General features: G+C 71.1%; 14 protein-coding genes. 7 read left to right on the top strand and 7 right to left on the bottom strand.

Features of this window, described 5'->3' with window-relative positions; genetic code table 11:
* Nucleotides 1-61: 61 nt before the first annotated feature.
* From panD to HNQ09_RS00285, 3 genes are all read right to left on the bottom strand, one after another.
* Complete coding sequence (gene panD / locus HNQ09_RS00295) at nucleotides 62-424, bottom strand: aspartate 1-decarboxylase (RefSeq protein ID WP_184023929.1); 363 nt, start codon at nucleotides 422-424, stop codon at nucleotides 62-64.
* 130 nt (nucleotides 425-554) lie between these two features.
* A complete protein-coding gene (locus HNQ09_RS00290) occupies nucleotides 555-2,105 on the bottom strand; it encodes an Rqc2 family fibronectin-binding protein (RefSeq protein ID WP_184023918.1) in 1,551 nt (516 codons plus the stop codon).
* A gap of 499 nt (nucleotides 2,106-2,604) precedes the next feature.
* Nucleotides 2,605-5,151, bottom strand: a complete 2,547-nt coding sequence (locus HNQ09_RS00285; RefSeq protein WP_184023916.1) for a BamA/OMP85 family outer membrane protein — start codon at nucleotides 5,149-5,151, stop codon at nucleotides 2,605-2,607.
* A gap of 260 nt (nucleotides 5,152-5,411) precedes the next feature.
* Here HNQ09_RS00285 and HNQ09_RS00280 point away from each other — a divergent pair, with 260 nt between their 5' ends.
* The 4 genes from HNQ09_RS00280 to HNQ09_RS00265 all read left to right on the top strand — a co-directional run bounded on the left by HNQ09_RS00280 (nucleotide 5,412) and on the right by HNQ09_RS00265 (nucleotide 9,144).
* A complete protein-coding gene (locus tag HNQ09_RS00280; protein WP_184023914.1) occupies nucleotides 5,412-6,086 on the top strand; it encodes a YggS family pyridoxal phosphate enzyme in 675 nt (224 codons plus the stop codon).
* Nucleotides 6,083-6,958: a DivIVA domain-containing protein gene (locus HNQ09_RS00275; protein WP_184023912.1), complete on the top strand. Its 876-nt coding sequence runs from the start codon at nucleotides 6,083-6,085 to the stop codon at nucleotides 6,956-6,958. Before HNQ09_RS00280 ends, HNQ09_RS00275 begins: the two co-directional genes overlap by 4 nt.
* A 41-nt stretch (nucleotides 6,959-6,999) precedes the next feature.
* On the top strand, nucleotides 7,000-8,244 hold the full coding sequence (locus HNQ09_RS00270; protein ID WP_184023910.1) for a cytochrome P450: 1,245 nt from the start codon (nucleotides 7,000-7,002) through the stop codon (nucleotides 8,242-8,244).
* Nucleotides 8,245-8,322: 78 nt separating this feature from the next.
* Entirely contained in the window at nucleotides 8,323-9,144 is an 822-nt protein-coding gene (locus HNQ09_RS00265) for an ion transporter (protein WP_184023900.1), read from the top strand.
* A gap of 8 nt (nucleotides 9,145-9,152) precedes the next feature.
* On the opposite strand, the gene HNQ09_RS00260 is transcribed toward HNQ09_RS00265, so the two are convergent.
* On the bottom strand, nucleotides 9,153-9,869 hold the full coding sequence (locus tag HNQ09_RS00260) for a hypothetical protein (RefSeq protein WP_343057542.1): 717 nt from the start codon (nucleotides 9,867-9,869) through the stop codon (nucleotides 9,153-9,155).
* Between the two features lie 333 nt (nucleotides 9,870-10,202).
* Nucleotides 10,203-10,406: a helix-turn-helix domain-containing protein gene (locus HNQ09_RS00255; RefSeq protein ID WP_034359803.1), complete on the bottom strand. Its 204-nt coding sequence runs from the start codon at nucleotides 10,404-10,406 to the stop codon at nucleotides 10,203-10,205.
* Between the two features lie 287 nt (nucleotides 10,407-10,693).
* Here HNQ09_RS00255 and HNQ09_RS00250 point away from each other — a divergent pair, with 287 nt between their 5' ends.
* The gene (locus HNQ09_RS00250) at nucleotides 10,694-11,464 is read left to right on the top strand and encodes a DUF554 domain-containing protein (RefSeq protein WP_184023897.1); all 771 of its coding nucleotides are present in this window, start codon (nucleotides 10,694-10,696) and stop codon (nucleotides 11,462-11,464) included.
* Nucleotides 11,465-11,478: 14 nt separating this feature from the next.
* Here the strand turns inward: HNQ09_RS00250 and HNQ09_RS00245 are convergent, their stop codons facing one another.
* Nucleotides 11,479-11,916, bottom strand: coding sequence for a hypothetical protein (locus HNQ09_RS00245; protein WP_184023894.1), 438 nt, complete (start codon nucleotides 11,914-11,916; stop codon nucleotides 11,479-11,481).
* A gap of 206 nt (nucleotides 11,917-12,122) precedes the next feature.
* On the opposite strand from HNQ09_RS00245, the gene HNQ09_RS00240 reads away from it, so the two are divergent.
* Together HNQ09_RS00240 and HNQ09_RS00235 are read left to right on the top strand one after the other, a co-directional pair.
* Nucleotides 12,123-13,373 carry a DUF4384 domain-containing protein gene (locus HNQ09_RS00240; RefSeq protein WP_184023891.1) on the top strand — a complete coding sequence of 417 codons (1,251 nt, stop codon included), beginning with the start codon at nucleotides 12,123-12,125 and terminating at the stop codon, nucleotides 13,371-13,373.
* A gap of 282 nt (nucleotides 13,374-13,655) precedes the next feature.
* Nucleotides 13,656-14,534 (top strand): SDR family NAD(P)-dependent oxidoreductase, encoded by an 879-nt coding sequence (locus HNQ09_RS00235; RefSeq protein ID WP_246363041.1) that lies wholly within the window; start codon nucleotides 13,656-13,658, stop codon nucleotides 14,532-14,534.
* A 19-nt stretch (nucleotides 14,535-14,553) separates the two neighbouring features.
* Here the strand turns inward: HNQ09_RS00235 and nspC are convergent, their stop codons facing one another.
* Nucleotides 14,554-15,783 (bottom strand): carboxynorspermidine decarboxylase, encoded by a 1,230-nt coding sequence (gene nspC / locus HNQ09_RS00230; RefSeq protein WP_184023888.1) that lies wholly within the window; start codon nucleotides 15,781-15,783, stop codon nucleotides 14,554-14,556.
* Between the last annotated feature and the right edge of the window lie 34 nt (nucleotides 15,784-15,817).

The following is a 15,817-nucleotide window of genomic DNA, read 5'->3' as shown; positions in this document are numbered from 1 at the left end:
AACGAGGAGGCGTGAACGTGGCCCGCTCGCCCTGTTCACGCCCCCCCGGATGCTTCCGGCCTTAAGCGGGCTGCAACTCCAGCATCCGGTTTTTCGCGTCCACCAACACCACGCGCGGCTCCAAGCTGCGGGCTTCCTCCTCGGTGAAGTTGCCGTAGGCGGCGATAATCACCATGTCACCGGGCCGCATCAGGTGCGCCGCCGCCCCGTTGATCCCGATCACGCCGCTGCCACGCGGGCCGCTCAGGGCGTAAGTGCTCAGCCGGTTGCCGTTGGTGATGTTGTAGATGTCCACCCGCTCGTGGACCAGGATGTCCGCCGCGTCCAGCAGGTCCTGGTCGATGGTGACGCTCCCCACGTAGTCGAGATCCGCCTGGGTGACGGTCGCGCGGTGAATCTTGGCCCTGAACATGATGCGTTCCACAACAGCGGATTGTACGCGGCGCGGGGGGCAGGGGTGGTGACGGGAGGCTTGATCTGAGCGGCCAGCGACCAGCGGCCCGTGGTGCCCGCGGGGGCGTTAGCGTTCTCGGCTGGCTGCTGGAAGCTCGCCGCTACCCCTCCGGCAGTGTCCCGTCCACGAACACGGTTTTCTGGTCGGTGTAGTGAACCTGTCCGGCGGGCGCCCCGCGCGGCTTCCAGACGTGCTTGATGCGGGTGTAGTCCACCGCGACGTTGGAGCTGCCGCGTGCCTTGGAATGCGCCGCCGCCAGCCGCGCCGCGTACAGGATGTCGGGCAGGTCGAGGTCGCGCCCGCCCGAGCGCACGAGGACGTGGCTGCCCGGATAGCCCTGGGCGTGGAACCAGTGGTCGAGGCTGCGCCCGATCCGGTGCGTCAGCGTGGCGTTTTCCTTGTTGTTGCGGCCCACCAGCGCCTCGAAGCCGCCGGGCGTGGTGAAGCGCAGGCCGTAGGGACTCTTCTCGGGGCGCTCGGCCTGGAGGGTGGCCGCCAGCGCTTCAAGATTTTCGAGGGAGGCCGCGTCGAGCTGCGCGAGGCGGGATTGCGCCTCCTCCAGCTCGGCGCGCAGGGCGGGTTCGCGCTCTGCCAGACGCTCATACACGTCCTCGCGGCGGCGGGAACGGGTGTAACGTTTCTCAGCGTTCTGCACGGCCGAGAGCTGCGGATCGAGCGCGACCGGCACCTCGCCGCTGCCGTCGAAGGCAGGCAGCAGGGCCGACGACGCACCCGGCTCCACCGTATGCGCGTAGGCCATCAGCAGGTCGGCCTCGGCACGGTCCTGGGCGGCCGTCTCCAGGCCCTGCTCGGCCCTGCCGACATCGGCAAGCTGGTTCTGCACCAGGGTCAGGCGTTTGTCGAGCGGTTCGCGCAGCGCCTTGCGCAGCTGGGCGGCCTTCTCGCTGCGGGCGGCCTCGCGCGCCCCCTCGTGCATCACGCCCTCGGAGACAGTGGGGTCGTCCACCAGCGAGCGCAGGGCACCCAGCGCCTGAGGCCAGCGGTCGCCGGGAGCCTCGCCCGGCGCCAGCCCCGCGCGGCGGCACAGCTCGGCACTCAGCAGCGGCCCCAACCCGTCGAGCCGCTCGCGCCAGCGCCCCAGCGGCAGCTCGGCCAGTGACTGCGCCTCGGCCTCCGACAGCGTGCGGGGATCGAGCTTGTCGTAGGGCGGCGGCGGCGTGTAGGTGCCCCCGGTGCGGACCGTACGGAAGCGGTTGCGGCTCCCGGTGATCTCGCGCGCGGCGAGCACGATGCGGCCTTCGAAGCCCTCGCCCTCGCCCAGCACCAGCAGGTTGGCGTTGCGGCCCGTCACCTCAAACAGCAGCCGCACGGGCGGCTGGTCCACGAAGCCCGACTCCCCCGCGAAATGCAGCGCAAAGACCCGGTCAAGCTTGAGCTGCTCGGCCCTGAGCAGGTCGCCGCGCACCCGCGCCGCCAGGAAGCGCTGAAAGCCGTTGTGGGGGTCGCCGCGCAGGCGCTCACGGGACACGAACACCACCGGCTGCGGCGGGCGGTAGGAGAGCACCAGGTTGCCCACCCCGTCGAGCAGCAGCGCGGCGGTCGTCTCGTCGGGAAAGGCCCAGCCCAGGGTGCGGGCGGGCAGCTGCCCGGACAGGTCCCGTAGCACCCGCGCGAGCATCAGCCCTTCCATAGGGGGCCTCCGGCGGGAAGTGATCGGTCGTGGGTCATCGGGGCATGGTAGCGGGTCGGGGACGGACGACACAGGCCATAAAAAATCGCCCAGTGTGGGCGCAAGGTGCAGCAGCAAAGGACGAGAGGGGGTGCAACCGGGGGAAAGAGGCTTAGTTCAGGACGTTGAGGAGCGCCGCCAGGCCAGTGAGTAAGGTCCCGAGGGCCGCAATCAGCACGGCCACCTCACCCATTTTCACTGGCTTTCGCGGGCGCCTGGGTGTATCCTTACGTTGCTTCCTCATAAGGACCCACCTCCTTTCTGCACCCGAGCTGCAACTCGGGTGCTTTCGCGTGTTCCCGTGTTGCGCCTCCCCTCCCGGTTGTCATGCACCCCGTCCCACGGGGGGACACGGCGGTTTTACCACATCGCCCGAAGCTGAAGGACTCCACCACCGAAAACCAAAAGAAGGAGAGGCAGACGCCGGAACGCCCACCTCTCCCCTATTGCCCTACGCCGTTTAGAAGAAGTTCCCGATGCGGAAGTAGAACTTGCCGCTGCTGTTCTGGGGGCTGTAGCCGTAGTCGAAGCGCAGGCTGGGCAGGCGGGCGCCGCCGAAGCCCAGGTTGAGCTGCACGCCTGCGCCGACGCCGTAGTTCAGGTCGAAGCGCTCGCCGTCGTTCCAGGCGTCGCCCACGTCAGCGAACACCACGCCGTAGACGCCCTGGGTAAACGAGGTGATCAGGTTGAAGTCGTAGCGGTACTCGGCGCTGGCGGTCAGGTAGTTGGTGCCGAACAGCTGGTTGTTGTCCAGGCCGCGCAGCTGGTAGGCCGCGACCGGGGAGCTGCCGCCCCCGACGTTGAAGCCCTCGCCCGCCGGGGTGTTGCCGCGCAGGGTGCCCACGTTGGCGCGCACCGCGAAGACCTGCTGGCGGCTCTGGATGCCCTGCCCCTTGTCCAGCGTGCGCCCCAGGCCCAGGTAGGTGCTCGCGCCAGTTTCCAGGCGGGTCCAGCCCACCGGACGGGTCCCCTCGGCCCCGAAGCTGTAGGAGGCGTCGGCGTTGGCGCGCACGCCCTGGGTGGGGAACTCGGCGCTGTTGGTGGTGTCGTAGTTCAGGCCGCTGCGGATGCTGGTCGTGCGGCTGGTCTGCGGCAGCACGGCGCTCGCCTGCGCGTCGGTGTAGGGCGTCTCGACGTCGGTCTCGTCGCCGTCCTTGAGTGGCTCGAGGAAATAGGTGCGGTACGAGAAGCCCACGCCGACCGAGCCGGTCAGGTTGCGGGTGATGTTGCGCCCGGCGTTCACCGAGAAGCCCGAGTTGCGGGTGGTGTACTCGCGCCCGGTGTTCACCGTCTCGCTGCCCGACTTGTCCACCAGCGGCAGGTTGCCCGACACCGAGCTGCCCACCGAGGTGGTCAGGCTGGTGCGGTTCTCGCGGAAATCGAGGAAATCCAGGTCCAGCCAGGGAATGGTGTACGACACGTTGCCGAAGAGGTTCTGCCTCGCGTCGTTTTGCTGGGCGCCCGCCGTCACGCTGAGGTTGTGGCCCAGGCCGAACAGGTTGGGGTTGGAGTACGACACGTCGCCCGCAAACCCCGTCAGGGTGTCGTATTGCAGCCCCAGCGCCACCGGGATGCCCTGGCTGCTCTCGGAGACGGTCAGGACGTAGGTCACGCTCTCGGGGTTCTGGGGATCGCTGCGGGTCTCGGCGCCCACGATCTGCACGTAGCCCAGGCGGCTGATACGCGCCAGCCCCGCGCGCAGCTCCTCGATGTTAAAGAGGCCCCCCGGCGCGGGCAGCTCGCGCAGGATCACCCGGTCCTGGGTCTGCTTCTCGCCCTGCCACTGGATCTGGTAGGCGGCCAGCTTGACCTCGCGGATGTTAAAGGTCAGCGTGCCCTCGTTGAAGGTCACCGCGTCACGGGTGCTGATCTCGTATCCGGCCTTGCGGTAGGCGTCGCGGATGGCGAGGAAATCCTCCTGCGCGAGCTGCGGCGAGTACACGTCGCCGACTTTGGTCTTGACGGCGGCGGCCAGCGTGGCGCTGGGCACCTGGGTGTTGCCGGTGAAGGTGATCGCCCGCACCGGCCCGCTCGCCACGTCGGCGGCTCCGAAGAAGACGGCCACCCGCGCGGGATTTTGCGGATCACTCTGAAGCGCAAAGCCCACCGGCCTCCCCGTCGTGTTCGACAGGGTCCGCACGTCGGCGCGCAGGCGCTCGACCGAGAGCGGCTGGCCCACCTGGGTCTGGAGGGTGGTTCCGGCAGGGACAGTGATCCCGTCGAGGTTGACGGCGGCGGCGCGGCCCTCGATCACGCGGACTTTCAGCACGCCCCCTTCCAGGGTGCTGGCCTGCACGTTCACGCCGCTCTGAAGGTACCCGGCCTCGTCGTAGGCGCGTTGCAGGCCCTCGACCGCCGCGTAGTACGCGGGGGTGGTGAACTTCTTGGCGTCGTACAGCGGCTTGAAGAGGTTGGTCACCGTCTGCGCGGGCAGCAGGGTCACGCCCTCGACCTCCACGCGGGTGATGGGCGCGCTCTCGTCCACCACGAAGGTCACGCCCACGGTGCCGTCGGCGTTGGCCTTGGTCTGGGCGCTGATGCTGGGGGTGAAGGGAAAGCCCTCGGAGCGGTAGTTCTGGGCCAGGGCCTCGCGCGCCTGCTCCAGCCGCCCGGTGTTCAGGGTCGCGCCGGGCGCCACGTTCAGCAGCTCGGCGATGCTGCGCTTGAAAGCGTCGGCGGGCAGGAAGGTCAGGCCGGTCGCCTCCACCGTCTGAATGGTCGCGTTGGGCGCCACGGTGATCACCAGCGTGTCGCGCCCGCCGACCGTGCGCAACTCGGCACTGGCCGTGCGGAAGTAGCCGGTGCCCAGCACGTCCTGCTCGACCTGCCGCAGGTTCACGCTGGAGAGCGCGGCGCCCGGCTGCACGCTGAGCGTGGCCTTGACGAAGTTCGAAAGCAGATCGTTGGTGCCGTTGACGACCACGTCCTGCACCGTGGCGGCCTGCTGCGCGGAGGCGACCGGGGCGGCCAGGACGAGGGTCAGGGCGAGGGTATGAGGGTGTCGCATGCGTCTCCTAGTGTGGCACAGGGTTGTGGCCTTCCGGCTGGAAAAAGCCGCCCTGGGTGCTGCATCACCTTTCCCGCTGCCCGGCTGAGAAGGGTGAAGGAACGTTGACGGGGCCTCCACGTCCGCCGGTTCAGGGGGCCGCACTTGAGCCGGACGGCTCCAGAGGGCACAATGCCCGGCGTGAACCAGCAATCCGCAAGGCCGGACATGAGCCGACGCTCAAGGCCGGTCGCTTCCCCCGTTCCGGCGCCCCAGGTCCGATGAGCCTGCCCGAGGTGTTGGCGGGCATCCGCGCGGCCGAGGCGCAGGCGGGCCGCCGCGCAGGCAGCGTGCGGCTGGTCGCCGTGACCAAGGGGCAACCCCTGGAGCAGGTCCGCGAGCGGGTGCTGGTCCACGCCCACCTTCAGCCGGGGGGCTTCCCGCTGGGCGAGGGCCGCGCGCAGGAGCTGCGCGACAAGGCCGCCGCCGCGCAGGAGGCCAGGCTGACCGCTCCGGACGGAACGTCTCTGGAGTGGCACTACGTCGGGCCGCTGCAACTCAACAAGGTCAAGTACCTGCGGCCGGTGGCGCTGGTTCACGCGCTGGAGGACGTGCGGCAGGCCCAGGCCATCGCGGACGCCGGGGCGAAGTGGGGCCACGCGCCGGACGTGCTGCTACAGGTGCACAACGGCGAGGCCCAGAAACACGGCATTCCCCCAGAGAGCCTGCACCGCGTCCACGCGGAGGTGGTACAGACCGGCCTGACGGTGCGGGGCCTGATGGTGATGGCCCCGGAAGGCGCCGAGGACCAGGCCCGGCGCGTCTTTGCCGACACGGCGCGGCGCGGCCACGACCTCGGCCTGCCGGAACTCAGCATGGGCATGAGCGGGGACTATCCGCTCGCCATTCACGCGGGCGCCACCCTGGTGCGCGTCGGAAGGAGCCTTTTTACATGAGCCAGAACTCCATCAGCGGGCCGTTCGGCAGCGAGCAGCCCACGCCTCAGGACGCCTTTTCGCTGTCCGTCCCGTCCTCCAGCGCCCGGCCTCCCCTCAGCCCCCTCGACATCGGGCACCAGCAGTTTCGCGGGCGGGCGCTGGGCTACGACCGGGGCGGCGTGCGCGCCTTTCTGGGGCAGGTGGCCGATCAGCTTGAAGCCCTGCTGCACGAGCGTCAGGCCCTGCGCGAACGGGTGGGCACCCTGGAACGCGAGCTGGAAGACCGCCGCCAGTCCGAAGACGAGATTCGCCGCGCGGTGGTCGCCGCCGAGCGCATCGGCCACGACCTGCGCGAGAACTCGGCCCGCCAGTGCGAGCTGATGCTGGCGCAGGCCCAGACCCAGTGCGACGACCTGCTGCGCGCCGCCGAGGCCCGCGCCGGGGAGCAGGAGGCCGCCCACCGGGTCCGCACCCAGGAGCTGGAGGCCGAGTTCCGGACCCGCTTTGCCGAGCTGGAGCGCGAGCACCACCAGCTCACGCTGGAGCGCGACCGCGCCCACGCCGAGCGCAGCGTGTACCTGGAGCGCGCCTACAGCGAGCGCCACGCCGACCTCAGCGGGCGCCTGAGCGCCGTGCGGACCGAGTACGCCCAGTTCGTCAGCCAGTACCGGGCGCTGATGGCATCCTTTATGGAACTCAGCGCCCGCCACCTCGCCACCGGGGACGAACTGCTGCCCGGCGAGCCGCCCGCGAACGGCCCGGCGGCCGGGATCGTCCACGAGACGGCCACGACCCTGGACGCGGACCCGCCGACGCCCCTCCCCGCGCCCGACCCGGCCCCCGAGGACCCCCACGCGCCGGAGCGGGTGGCGGTCCAGCAGTTCCTGTAAAGCCCCCTCGGCCTCCGGCCCGCGTGTTCTAGCCTGGAGCCATGCCCCTGCCCGAATTCACGCTGCCGCTGGGCGACCCGGCGTTCGTCCGCGATCCCTATTCCCTGCTGGCCCGGCTGCGCGAGGAGACGCCCGCCTTTTTCGACCCGGCGCTGGGACGGGTCTTTCTCACCCGGCACGCGGACATCGCGGCCCTGCTGCGCGACCGCCGCTTCGGGCGCAGCGTCTTGCACCGCTTCGCGCGCGACGAGCTGGGGTGGCCGCCGCCCGACCCCCGGCAGGCGCACTTCGACGCCTTCAACGGCAACCACCTGCTGGACTCCGAGCCGCCCAAGCACACCCGGCTGCGCTCGCTGGTGGGGCTGGCCTTCACGCCCCGGCGGGTGGAGGCGCTGGCGGGGCGCATCGAGGCGATCCTGGCCGCGCAGCTCGCGGGGCTGGGGGCGGCGGGGGCCTTCGACCTGGTGGCCGACTATGCCGAGCCGCTGCCCGTCACGGTGATCGCGGAGCTGCTGGGCGTGCCGCCGGAGGAGCGCGGGAGGCTGCGGCCCTGGTCGGCGGCGATCGTGCGGCTGTACGAGCCGGGCTACACCGCGCAGGAGCAGTCGGAAGCCGAGCGGGCGGTGCTGGACTTCAGCGCCCTGCTGCGCGACCTCGCGCGGGCGCGGCGGCGGCAGCCGGAAGACGACCTGATCACCGCGCTGGTGGGGGCCGAGCAGGGGGGCGACCGCCTGAGCGAAGCCGAGCTGATCGACACCTGCATCCTGCTGCTCAACGCCGGGCACGAGGCCAGCGTGAACGGGCTGGCGGCGGGGGTGCTGGCCTTGCTGCGGGAGCGAGACCACTGGAGGGCGCTGGTGCAGGCCGCCGGAACCCCGGACAGCTTGCCCCTTTTCCGCACCGCCGCCGAGGAACTGCTGCGCTTCGACACGCCGCTGCCCCTCTTCGAGCGCTACGTGCTGGAGGGGCTGGAGCTGCACGGCCACCCCCTGCGCCCCGGCGAGAAGGTGGGGCTGCTGTACGCCAGCGGCAACCGCGACGCCCGGCGCTTCGCCGACCCCGACCGGCTGGACCTGACGCGCGACCCCAACCCGCACCTCACCTTCGGGCTGGGCACCCACTACTGCCTGGGCGCTCCGCTGGCGCGGCTGGAACTTGCCCTGAGCCTGCGGGCGCTGGCGCGGGCCTGTCCGGACCTGAGGTTGCAGGACCCCGGCCGTGATCCCGAGTACATCGGCGGCTTCGTGATCCGGGGCCTGCGGCGGCTGGACGTGGTCACGGGGTGACAGCCTTTATCTGGCCGCCGCCCTACGTGCCCTTTGCTCAGGCGTGGGCGGCGAGCGGCCTCCGCTAGACTCCCCGGCATGCGGCGCGACACGCGGGCACCCTGGCGGGTCACCCTGGGCAACATCATCTTCAACAACGACACCCCTGCCGGGCGGGCCTTCGACCTGCTGCTGATCGTTTTGATCGTCGCCAGCATCCTGGTGGTCATGCTCGACAGCGTGCGCCCCTTTCAGGCGGTGTACGGGGCGGCCCTCGACCGCGCCGAGCTGGTGCTGACCCTGCTGTTCACGCTGGAATACCTGCTGCGGCTGATCTCGGCCCGCCGCGCCTCGCACTACGCCCTCAGTTTCTTCGGCATCGTGGACGTGCTGTCGATTCTGCCGGGGTATCTGGCGCTGCTGCTGCCGGGCGCCGAGGCCCTCTTGATCGTGCGCGTGCTGCGGCTGATGCGGATTTTCCGGATTCTCAAGCTCGCGCGCTACCTCACGGAAGCCAGCGTGCTGACCGAGGCCATTCGCGCCAGCGCCGCCAAGATCACGGTGTTTCTGGCCGCCGTGTTGTCCCTGGTGACCATCATCGGGGCGCTGATGTACCTGATCGAGGGGCCGGACAACGGCTACACCAGCATCCCGACCAGCATCTACTGGGCCATCGTGACGCTGACCACCGTGGGGTACGGCGACATCGCGCCGAAAACGCCGCTGGGCAAGGGGCTGGCCTCCTTCGCCATGATCCTGGGGTACGGCATCCTGGCGGTGCCCACCGGCATCGTGACCGTCAGCCTGGCCCGCGCGCAGGACCGGCGCCAGCGCGAGCGCAGCTGCCCCCGCTGCGGCCTGGAGGGCCACGACCCCGACGCCCGTTTTTGCAAACGCTGCGGCGAGGGCATGGTGGTCTGAGCGGCGGCTCAGGGGCCGTGCCTCACAGGCGCTGCTGGCCCTGCCAGGTCCCGCCACCAGACGGCCGCGAGTTCCCCCGCCGCCGCCTCGGCCCTGGCCTCCGCGCGCCGCTCCAGCGCCAGCAGGGCCAGCACGCGGGCAGGGCTGCGCGGGGGGCTGCGGTCCATGGCCTTTTCGGCGGTGCGGGCGGCTTTCGGGCGGCTCCCCAGCGCGGCCTGCGCGTGGGCCAGCACCGCCAGCAGGTGCGCGTCGGCAGCCTGAGCCGTCAGCTCGGCCACCTTGAGGCCCTCGGCCAGGGCGCGCAGGGCGGCGCGGGCGTCCCCGGGCAGCAGCATTTCGCCCAGCAGGGTCGCGGCGGCCACCAGCGCCCCGGCGTCTCCCTGCTGGCGGGCCAGGGTGCGGGCGTGGTGGGCGAGGTCGGGGGCCTGGGGCGAGCGCAGCTGCCACCCGGCGCGGGCACGCAGCAGCGCAGGCCGCGCCGTGCCGGGCTGCGCCTCCAGCGTGGCGAGCGCCTGAGCGGACGCCCCCAGCCGCAACTGCGCGGCGGCGAGGGTGAGGGAGTCTCCCGTCTCACCCGCCCAGCGCGCGGCCAGCCGGGGGCAACCCAGGTGGAGCGCGAGGGCGGCGGCCCCGGCGGGGACGGGGGAGGTCAAGGCGTGCAGCGCGGCCAGGGCGCCTGGATCGTCCCCGCCTTCCAGCGCCGCGTGGACGGCGGCCAGGGTCACGGGCGGCTCCCCACGTACCCCCTGGAAGCCCCCAACTCGCCGGCAAGCTGGTCAGCCCAGGGCCGCTCGCCGTGCCCGCCTGGCTCCGGCATCAACGAGGCGCGGGGGTGCTCCGGGTGCCCCAGCCCGCGCAGCGGGTCAGCGACCCACCAGCGCTTTTTGCCGTTCCCCGGACCAGGGCCAAGCCGGACCGGCCCCGCCCGAATGGCGCCCAGGCCGGGCCAGCGGAAGGGGGCGCGCTGAAGGGTCCCGGAAGCGGCCTGCATGACGACCAGCATAGCGGCCCTGCGGAGACCGTTCGTTCCAGCGCCGGAGCGTTCTCGCCGCCCAGGGTCAGGCGCTCAGGCCGAAGTCCAGACCCAGGAAGCGCCACAGCGAACGCCGGGGCACCCGCAGCCCGCTGGGGTGTTCGACCGCGCCGAGGCGGCCGTCACGGATCCAGCGGCGCACGGTGCGTTCGTGGGTGCCGGTGAAGTCGGCGACCTCGCGGACTTTCAGGAGCTTGGGCAGCGTCTGGAACTGTTCGGTGAGTGTCAAGGGGAACCTCCCAAAAAGCAGGCGGGGCTGCCCGCAAGCAACCCCGACGACGTTCTGAATGGTGTCCCGGCCCGCCGCGCGCCCGCTGTCTCCCCCGCCGCAGGGCGGCAGAGGCAGCGGGCGCGCAGTCAGACCGGTCAACTTGAGGGGAGGCTACCACGCAGGCGGTCAGCCGCCGGTCAAGGCTAAAGGTGCGCTCAGGGGGTACACCCGCCGGGCCGCCGCCGCCCCGACCTCCCGTGGCCTGACCCGGCAGGGGGGCAACCCATGCTCTAGGCTGGGCGCCGATGAGTCCGCTTAGCTCGCTGTCCGGCACGCTGATCAATGTCGCCGCCGTCCTCGCCGGCACCGTGCTGGGCCTGCTGCTGGGCGGGCGGCTGCCCGAACGCACCCAGCGCACCCTGCTGCAAACCCTGTCGCTGGTCACGCTGTTTATCGCGCTGGACATGGCCGGGAGCTTGAACCGGGTCACGGGCGGCAGCATTCCCGGCGTTCTGCTGGCGCTGATCAGCCTGGCCCTGGGGGCGGTGGTCGGGGAGGCGCTGGGCATCGAGGAGGGCCTCTCCCGGCTGGGCGACACCCTCAAGCGGCGCTTCCGGGGCGGGGGCCGCTTCACGGAGGGCTTCGTGGCGGCCAGCCTGCTGTTTTGCATCGGGCCGATGACGGTGGTGGGCGGGCTGCAAAACGGCCTGACCGGCGACAACTCGACCTACGTCCTCAAGAGCACGCTCGACGGCATCGCGGCGCTGGCGCTGGCGGGAGCCTACGGGATCGGCGTGGGCTTCAGCGCGCTGACGGTGCTGCTGCTTCAGGGGGGCATCAGTCTGGCGGCGGGGGCCTTTGCGGCGGGGCTGCTGGGGGGGGCCGACCCGGGGGTCCTCAAGACCGATCCCTACGTCCTGCTGATCACCGGCATGGGCGGACTGATTATCGTGGGCATCTCGTGGAACCTGATGCTGGCGGGCCTGGGCTGGGAAGACCGCCGGGTGCGGGTCGGCAGCCTGCTGCCCGCGCTGCTGCTGGGGCCGCTGGCGCTGTGGGCGGCGGGCAGACTGTAAGGGCGGGCGGGACCTCAGCGGACCCGCTGCCGCGCGGCGCTCACCTGCTCGGCCCACCAGCCGCTCAGCCACGCGCGGAAGGCCGGGTACTGCTCCCCCAGCGCGGCGCGCACCCGGCGGTCTTTTTCGGCGCGCAGGGCGGCCAGTTCGGCATTGAACCGCGCGGCCTCGGCGCGGCCGATCACCTGGCGCCCGGCCTGCCCGGCAGCGGCCTCGGTCCGGGCCAGCTCGCGCAGCTCGGCGACCTGCTCGGGGCGCAGGGCCAGGTCACGGGCCAGCCGCTCGCCGTCGGCGCGGCCTGCGGGCAGCAGGTACAGCCGGATCAGGGCGGGACTGCCCGGCCAGGGGTCGCCCGGCCAGGGGGCAGGGGCGGCGCGGCCCCCGGCAGGCGTCAGGGCGGCCAGCCCCAGCAGGGCCAGCGCCATCCGCGCCCGGGGAGGCCGCCACTTCATGCGTCCAGGGTAAGGGAAAGCGGTGGGGCGGGCGGGGGAAGGCGGGCGGTCATTTGCCCGTCAGCCCCGGCTCACTCGGTCCGCACCCGGCCGCGCCCAGCTTGAGCAGACGTTCATGCTCGCGCAGCACGGGTTTTTTCCCGGGCCGCTGTCAGTGCTTCGTCAGCTTCGCCCCCTAGGCTGCCGCCCATCACAGGAGGCGCCACATGCACACGAACCTGAAGGGAATGCTGACCATCACGGCCCTGCTCGGCCTGAGCGCTGCCACCGCCGCCCATGCCGGACCGGCCAGAATCACGGCCCAGAGCATCATCGTGAACCCCAGTCAGCCGCAGCTGGACGTGCAGGTCTGGGTCAACAAGGACGCCAGCGGGCGCGGCAACCCGGTCTACCGCAAGGGCGAGCAGATCAGCGTGGGCCTCAAGACCAACCGGGACGCCTACGTGTACCTCTTCAACGTCAACGCCAACGGGCAGATCGACCTGTTCTTTCCCAACACCTATGAGGAGAGCAACTTCGTGCAGGCGGGCGCGACCCGGGTCTTTCCGGCCCGGAATGCCAGTTACACGCTCACGGTCGGCGGCCCCAATGGCCAGGACAAGCTGCTGGCGCTCGCCAGCACCCGTGAGCTGAACATCGACGACATCGCCACCTTCGCCGGTGGCCAGGGCTTCGCGGAGGTAAAGGTGCAGGGCCAGGAGAACCTCGCCCGCGCCCTGAGCGTGGTGCTGAACCCGCTGCCCGCCGACGGCTGGGTGACCGACGTGGCGACCTTCCGGGTGGGCAACGTGGCGCAGCGGCCTCCCGCCCAGGGCGGCGCCACCGGCACCGTGACCGTGACGCCCGACCCGCCCGCCCCCAGCGAACCCGCTCCCGAGCAGCCCGTCACCCGCATCCAGCCCGGCGAGAAGGGGGACGGCTCCTTTGACGCGGCGATGGTGGACGCCTACAGCCGTCTCAAGGGCGACGAGTCGCTGGGCGCGGCGACCAGCTACGCGCAAGGCTGGAGCGACGGCCTGTGGCAGAAGTTCCGGGGGGTGGCGGCCTACGGCGACGCCGTGCTGCTGCACGCGAACGGCTCCAGCCGCGCGTACGCGGTTCACGGGCGCCTGCTGGAGCGCTACCTCGCGCTCGCGCAGGCCGAAAACGGCGGCACCCGCCCGCCCTCGCGCCTGGGCTGGGCGGCGGGCGACGAGAAGGTCATCCCGCGCAACAGCTACGGCACCAGCGGCCTGTACGGCTTTTTCCAGAACGGCGCCCTGTACGGCACCGAGAAATACGGCACCTTCTGGCTCACCGGGAACGTCCTGAAGACCTACCAGGGCCTGGGCGGCAGCGGCTCCTTTCTGGGCTTTCCCACCCGCGACCAGTACCTCCTGAACGGGGGCTGGGCCGCCGACTTCGAGGGCGGCACCCTCCGCACCGTGAACGGCGCCGTCAAGGTGTCCCGCAAGTAAGCCTCTCCGGCGCCGGGGGTGACTGGCAGGACCGCTGCTCTCCCCTCCCCACCCCCGGCCTGTTTTCTCCCGCGCTCCGGACGCCTTCCGGACCCCGGGTTTCAATCGGCGCGCGGGTGGGCGGTGAGTCCCGCCCCCGCCGCGCACCCTCCTCCGCCCCTTCTCCCAGACAGGATTCCAGCAGCGCGGCGCGCCCCCGGCCCGAAGTGGTCCCGGGGGCGCTGCGCGGTCTGCCTGCCCCGCAAACTTAAACCGCTAGGCTGAAGCTGGAAAGGAGGCTTCATGCCAACAGCCTTTCAAAACCTGCCAGACCTGCGCGGAAAGGTCACTCTGGTGACGGGGGCCAGCCGGGGCGTCGGGCGCGGGGTCGCCCTCGGGCTGGGCGAGGCCGGGGCGACGGTGTACGTGACGGGCCGCACTCTCAGCGGGCGGCACCCCGGAATGCCCTTCCTGGCGGGCAGCCTGGAAGAGACGGCGGCGGACGTGACGGCGCTGGGCGGACTGGGCGTTCCCCTCCAGTGCGATCACCGCGACGATGCCCAGACCCGGGCGGTGCTGGAGCGGATCGCGCAGGAGCGTGGCCACCTCGACTTGCTCGTGAACAACGTCTGGGGAGGCTACGAGGGCCTGCACCTCTGGGACGAGCGGGGGCAGACGTGGAACGCTCCTTTCTGGGAACAGCCGCTCTCGCTGTGGGATGAGATGTTCGGGGCGGGGGTGCGGGCGCACTACATCACCACCGCGCTCGCGGCCCCACTGCTGATCGCAGCTGGGGGACTGACCGTGAACATCAGCTTCTTCGCAGGGCAGCGGCACCGGGACACCGAGAACATTCCCTACTTCCTTGCCAAGAATGCCGACGACCGCATGGTCCAGGCGTTCGCCAACCACTTTCGCCCGCAGGGGGTGAGCGCCGTCTCGCTCTACCCCGGTCTGGTCCGAACCGAGGGCGTGCTGCTGGCCCCCGAGGGCACCTTCGACCTTTCCAGCTCGGAATCTCCGCAGTTCCTGGGCCGGGCCGTTGCCCACCTCGCCGCCGATCCGGGCGTGCTGGAGCGCTCGGGGCAGACCCTGGTGGCAGCGGAACTCGCGCAGGAGTACGGATTTACCGATATCGATGGCAAGCAGCCCCCGTCCGCCCGCGCCTCCTTTCAGGAGTGACGGGGGCCGTGCCCAGCGCTCAGCTCAGCTTGGCCTTGAATTCCTCGTAGCCGAAGGTCTTCACGCGCTCGTAGCGGCCGTCCGGGCGCAGGATGCCGATGTCGGGGTGCTTGACCCCGTTGAAAAAGGTCGTCTTGACCATGGTGTAGTGGATCATGTCGTCGAAGACCACCCGGTCGCCAGGCTTCAGCGGCTGGTCGAAGACGTACTCGCCCACCACGTCCCCGGCGAGGCAGGTCGTGCCGCCGATCAGGTAGGGGTGGTCGCCGGGGGCGTAGTCGTTCGCCTCGCGGTGGGTGTGCTCGCCCTCGCCGGGGTCGCGCGCCCCCAGGATGCGCGGGCGGTAGGGCATCTCCAGCACGTCGGGCATGTGCGCGCTGACCGACACGTCGAGCAGCGCGGCGTCCTTGACGTTGTGGACCACGTCGAGCACGCTACTGACCAGCCAGCCGGTCTGCCAGCCAAAGGCGCTGCCAGGTTCCAGGATCACGTGGACGCCCCATTTCTCGCGGAAGGCCCGCACCACGCGGACCAGCCGCTCGACGTCGTAGCCCTCGCGGGTCATCAGGTGGCCGCCACCGAAGTTGACCCAGCTCATGCGCGGCAGAAACTCCCCGAAGGAGCGCTCGAGGACCTCCAGCGTGCGCTCCAGCGTGTCGGAATCCTTCTCGCAGAGGGTATGGAAGTGCAGGCCGTCGATGCCGTCCAGCAGCTCAGGCCGGAACTCGCGCCGCGTCACGCCCAGCCGCGAGAACGGCCCGGCGGGGTTGTAGAGGTCGGTTTCCACCTCGGCGTATTCGGGGTTCACGCGCAGGCCGACGTGCAGCGCCCTCCCGGCGGCGCGGGCGGCCTCGACCTGGGGCCGGAAGCGCTCCCACTGGGAGAACGAGTTGAAGACGAGGTGGTCGGCCAGTTCGAGAATCCGGGGGAAGTCCTCGTCGGAATAGGCGGGCGCGTAGACGTGGACCTCGCCCTGCATCTCCTCTTTCGCCAGGATCGCCTCGTTGAGGCTGCTGGCGGTCGCGCCCCGGATGCCGTACTCGCGCAGGACCGGGAAGGTGCTCCACATCGCGTAGCCCTTGAAGGCCACGATGATCTGCGCGCCGCTTTCCCGCTGAACGTGCGAGATCAGGGCGAGGTTGCGCCGCAGCCGCGACTCGTCGAGCACGAAAGCGGGGCTGGGAATGCTGGCCCAGTCGATGGACTCCGTGGGCGTCACGGCGGGCAGGGCAAGGTCGGCAACGGTCATGCAGGACAGGGTAACGGGTGAAGCTCCCCCCGCA

Source organism: Deinococcus budaensis (assembly GCF_014201885.1).
Classification (GTDB): Bacteria; Deinococcota; Deinococci; order Deinococcales; family Deinococcaceae; genus Deinococcus; species Deinococcus budaensis.
This window is presented reverse-complemented; position numbering and strand designations above follow the sequence as displayed.

Excerpts from the sequence above, each read along its gene's own strand:
- nspC (WP_184023888.1), bottom strand. The coding sequence starts at position 15,783 with ATGACCGTTGCCGACCTTGCCCTGCCCGCCGTGACGCCCACGGAGTCC.
- HNQ09_RS00290 (WP_184023918.1), bottom strand. The coding sequence starts at position 2,105 with ATGGAAGGGCTGATGCTCGCGCGGGTGCTACGGGACCTGTCCGGGCAG.
- HNQ09_RS00270 (WP_184023910.1), top strand. The coding sequence starts at position 7,000 with ATGCCCCTGCCCGAATTCACGCTGCCGCTGGGCGACCCGGCGTTCGTC.
- HNQ09_RS00285 (WP_184023916.1), bottom strand. The coding sequence starts at position 5,151 with ATGCGACACCCTCATACCCTCGCCCTGACCCTCGTCCTGGCCGCCCCG.
- HNQ09_RS00245 (WP_184023894.1), bottom strand. The coding sequence starts at position 11,916 with ATGAAGTGGCGGCCTCCCCGGGCGCGGATGGCGCTGGCCCTGCTGGGG.
- HNQ09_RS00240 (WP_184023891.1), top strand. The coding sequence starts at position 12,123 with ATGCACACGAACCTGAAGGGAATGCTGACCATCACGGCCCTGCTCGGC.
- HNQ09_RS00250 (WP_184023897.1), top strand. The coding sequence starts at position 10,694 with ATGAGTCCGCTTAGCTCGCTGTCCGGCACGCTGATCAATGTCGCCGCC.
- HNQ09_RS00275 (WP_184023912.1), top strand. The coding sequence starts at position 6,083 with ATGAGCCAGAACTCCATCAGCGGGCCGTTCGGCAGCGAGCAGCCCACG.
- HNQ09_RS00280 (WP_184023914.1), top strand. The coding sequence starts at position 5,412 with ATGAGCCTGCCCGAGGTGTTGGCGGGCATCCGCGCGGCCGAGGCGCAG.
- HNQ09_RS00265 (WP_184023900.1), top strand. The coding sequence starts at position 8,323 with ATGCGGCGCGACACGCGGGCACCCTGGCGGGTCACCCTGGGCAACATC.
- HNQ09_RS00235 (WP_246363041.1), top strand. The coding sequence starts at position 13,656 with ATGCCAACAGCCTTTCAAAACCTGCCAGACCTGCGCGGAAAGGTCACT.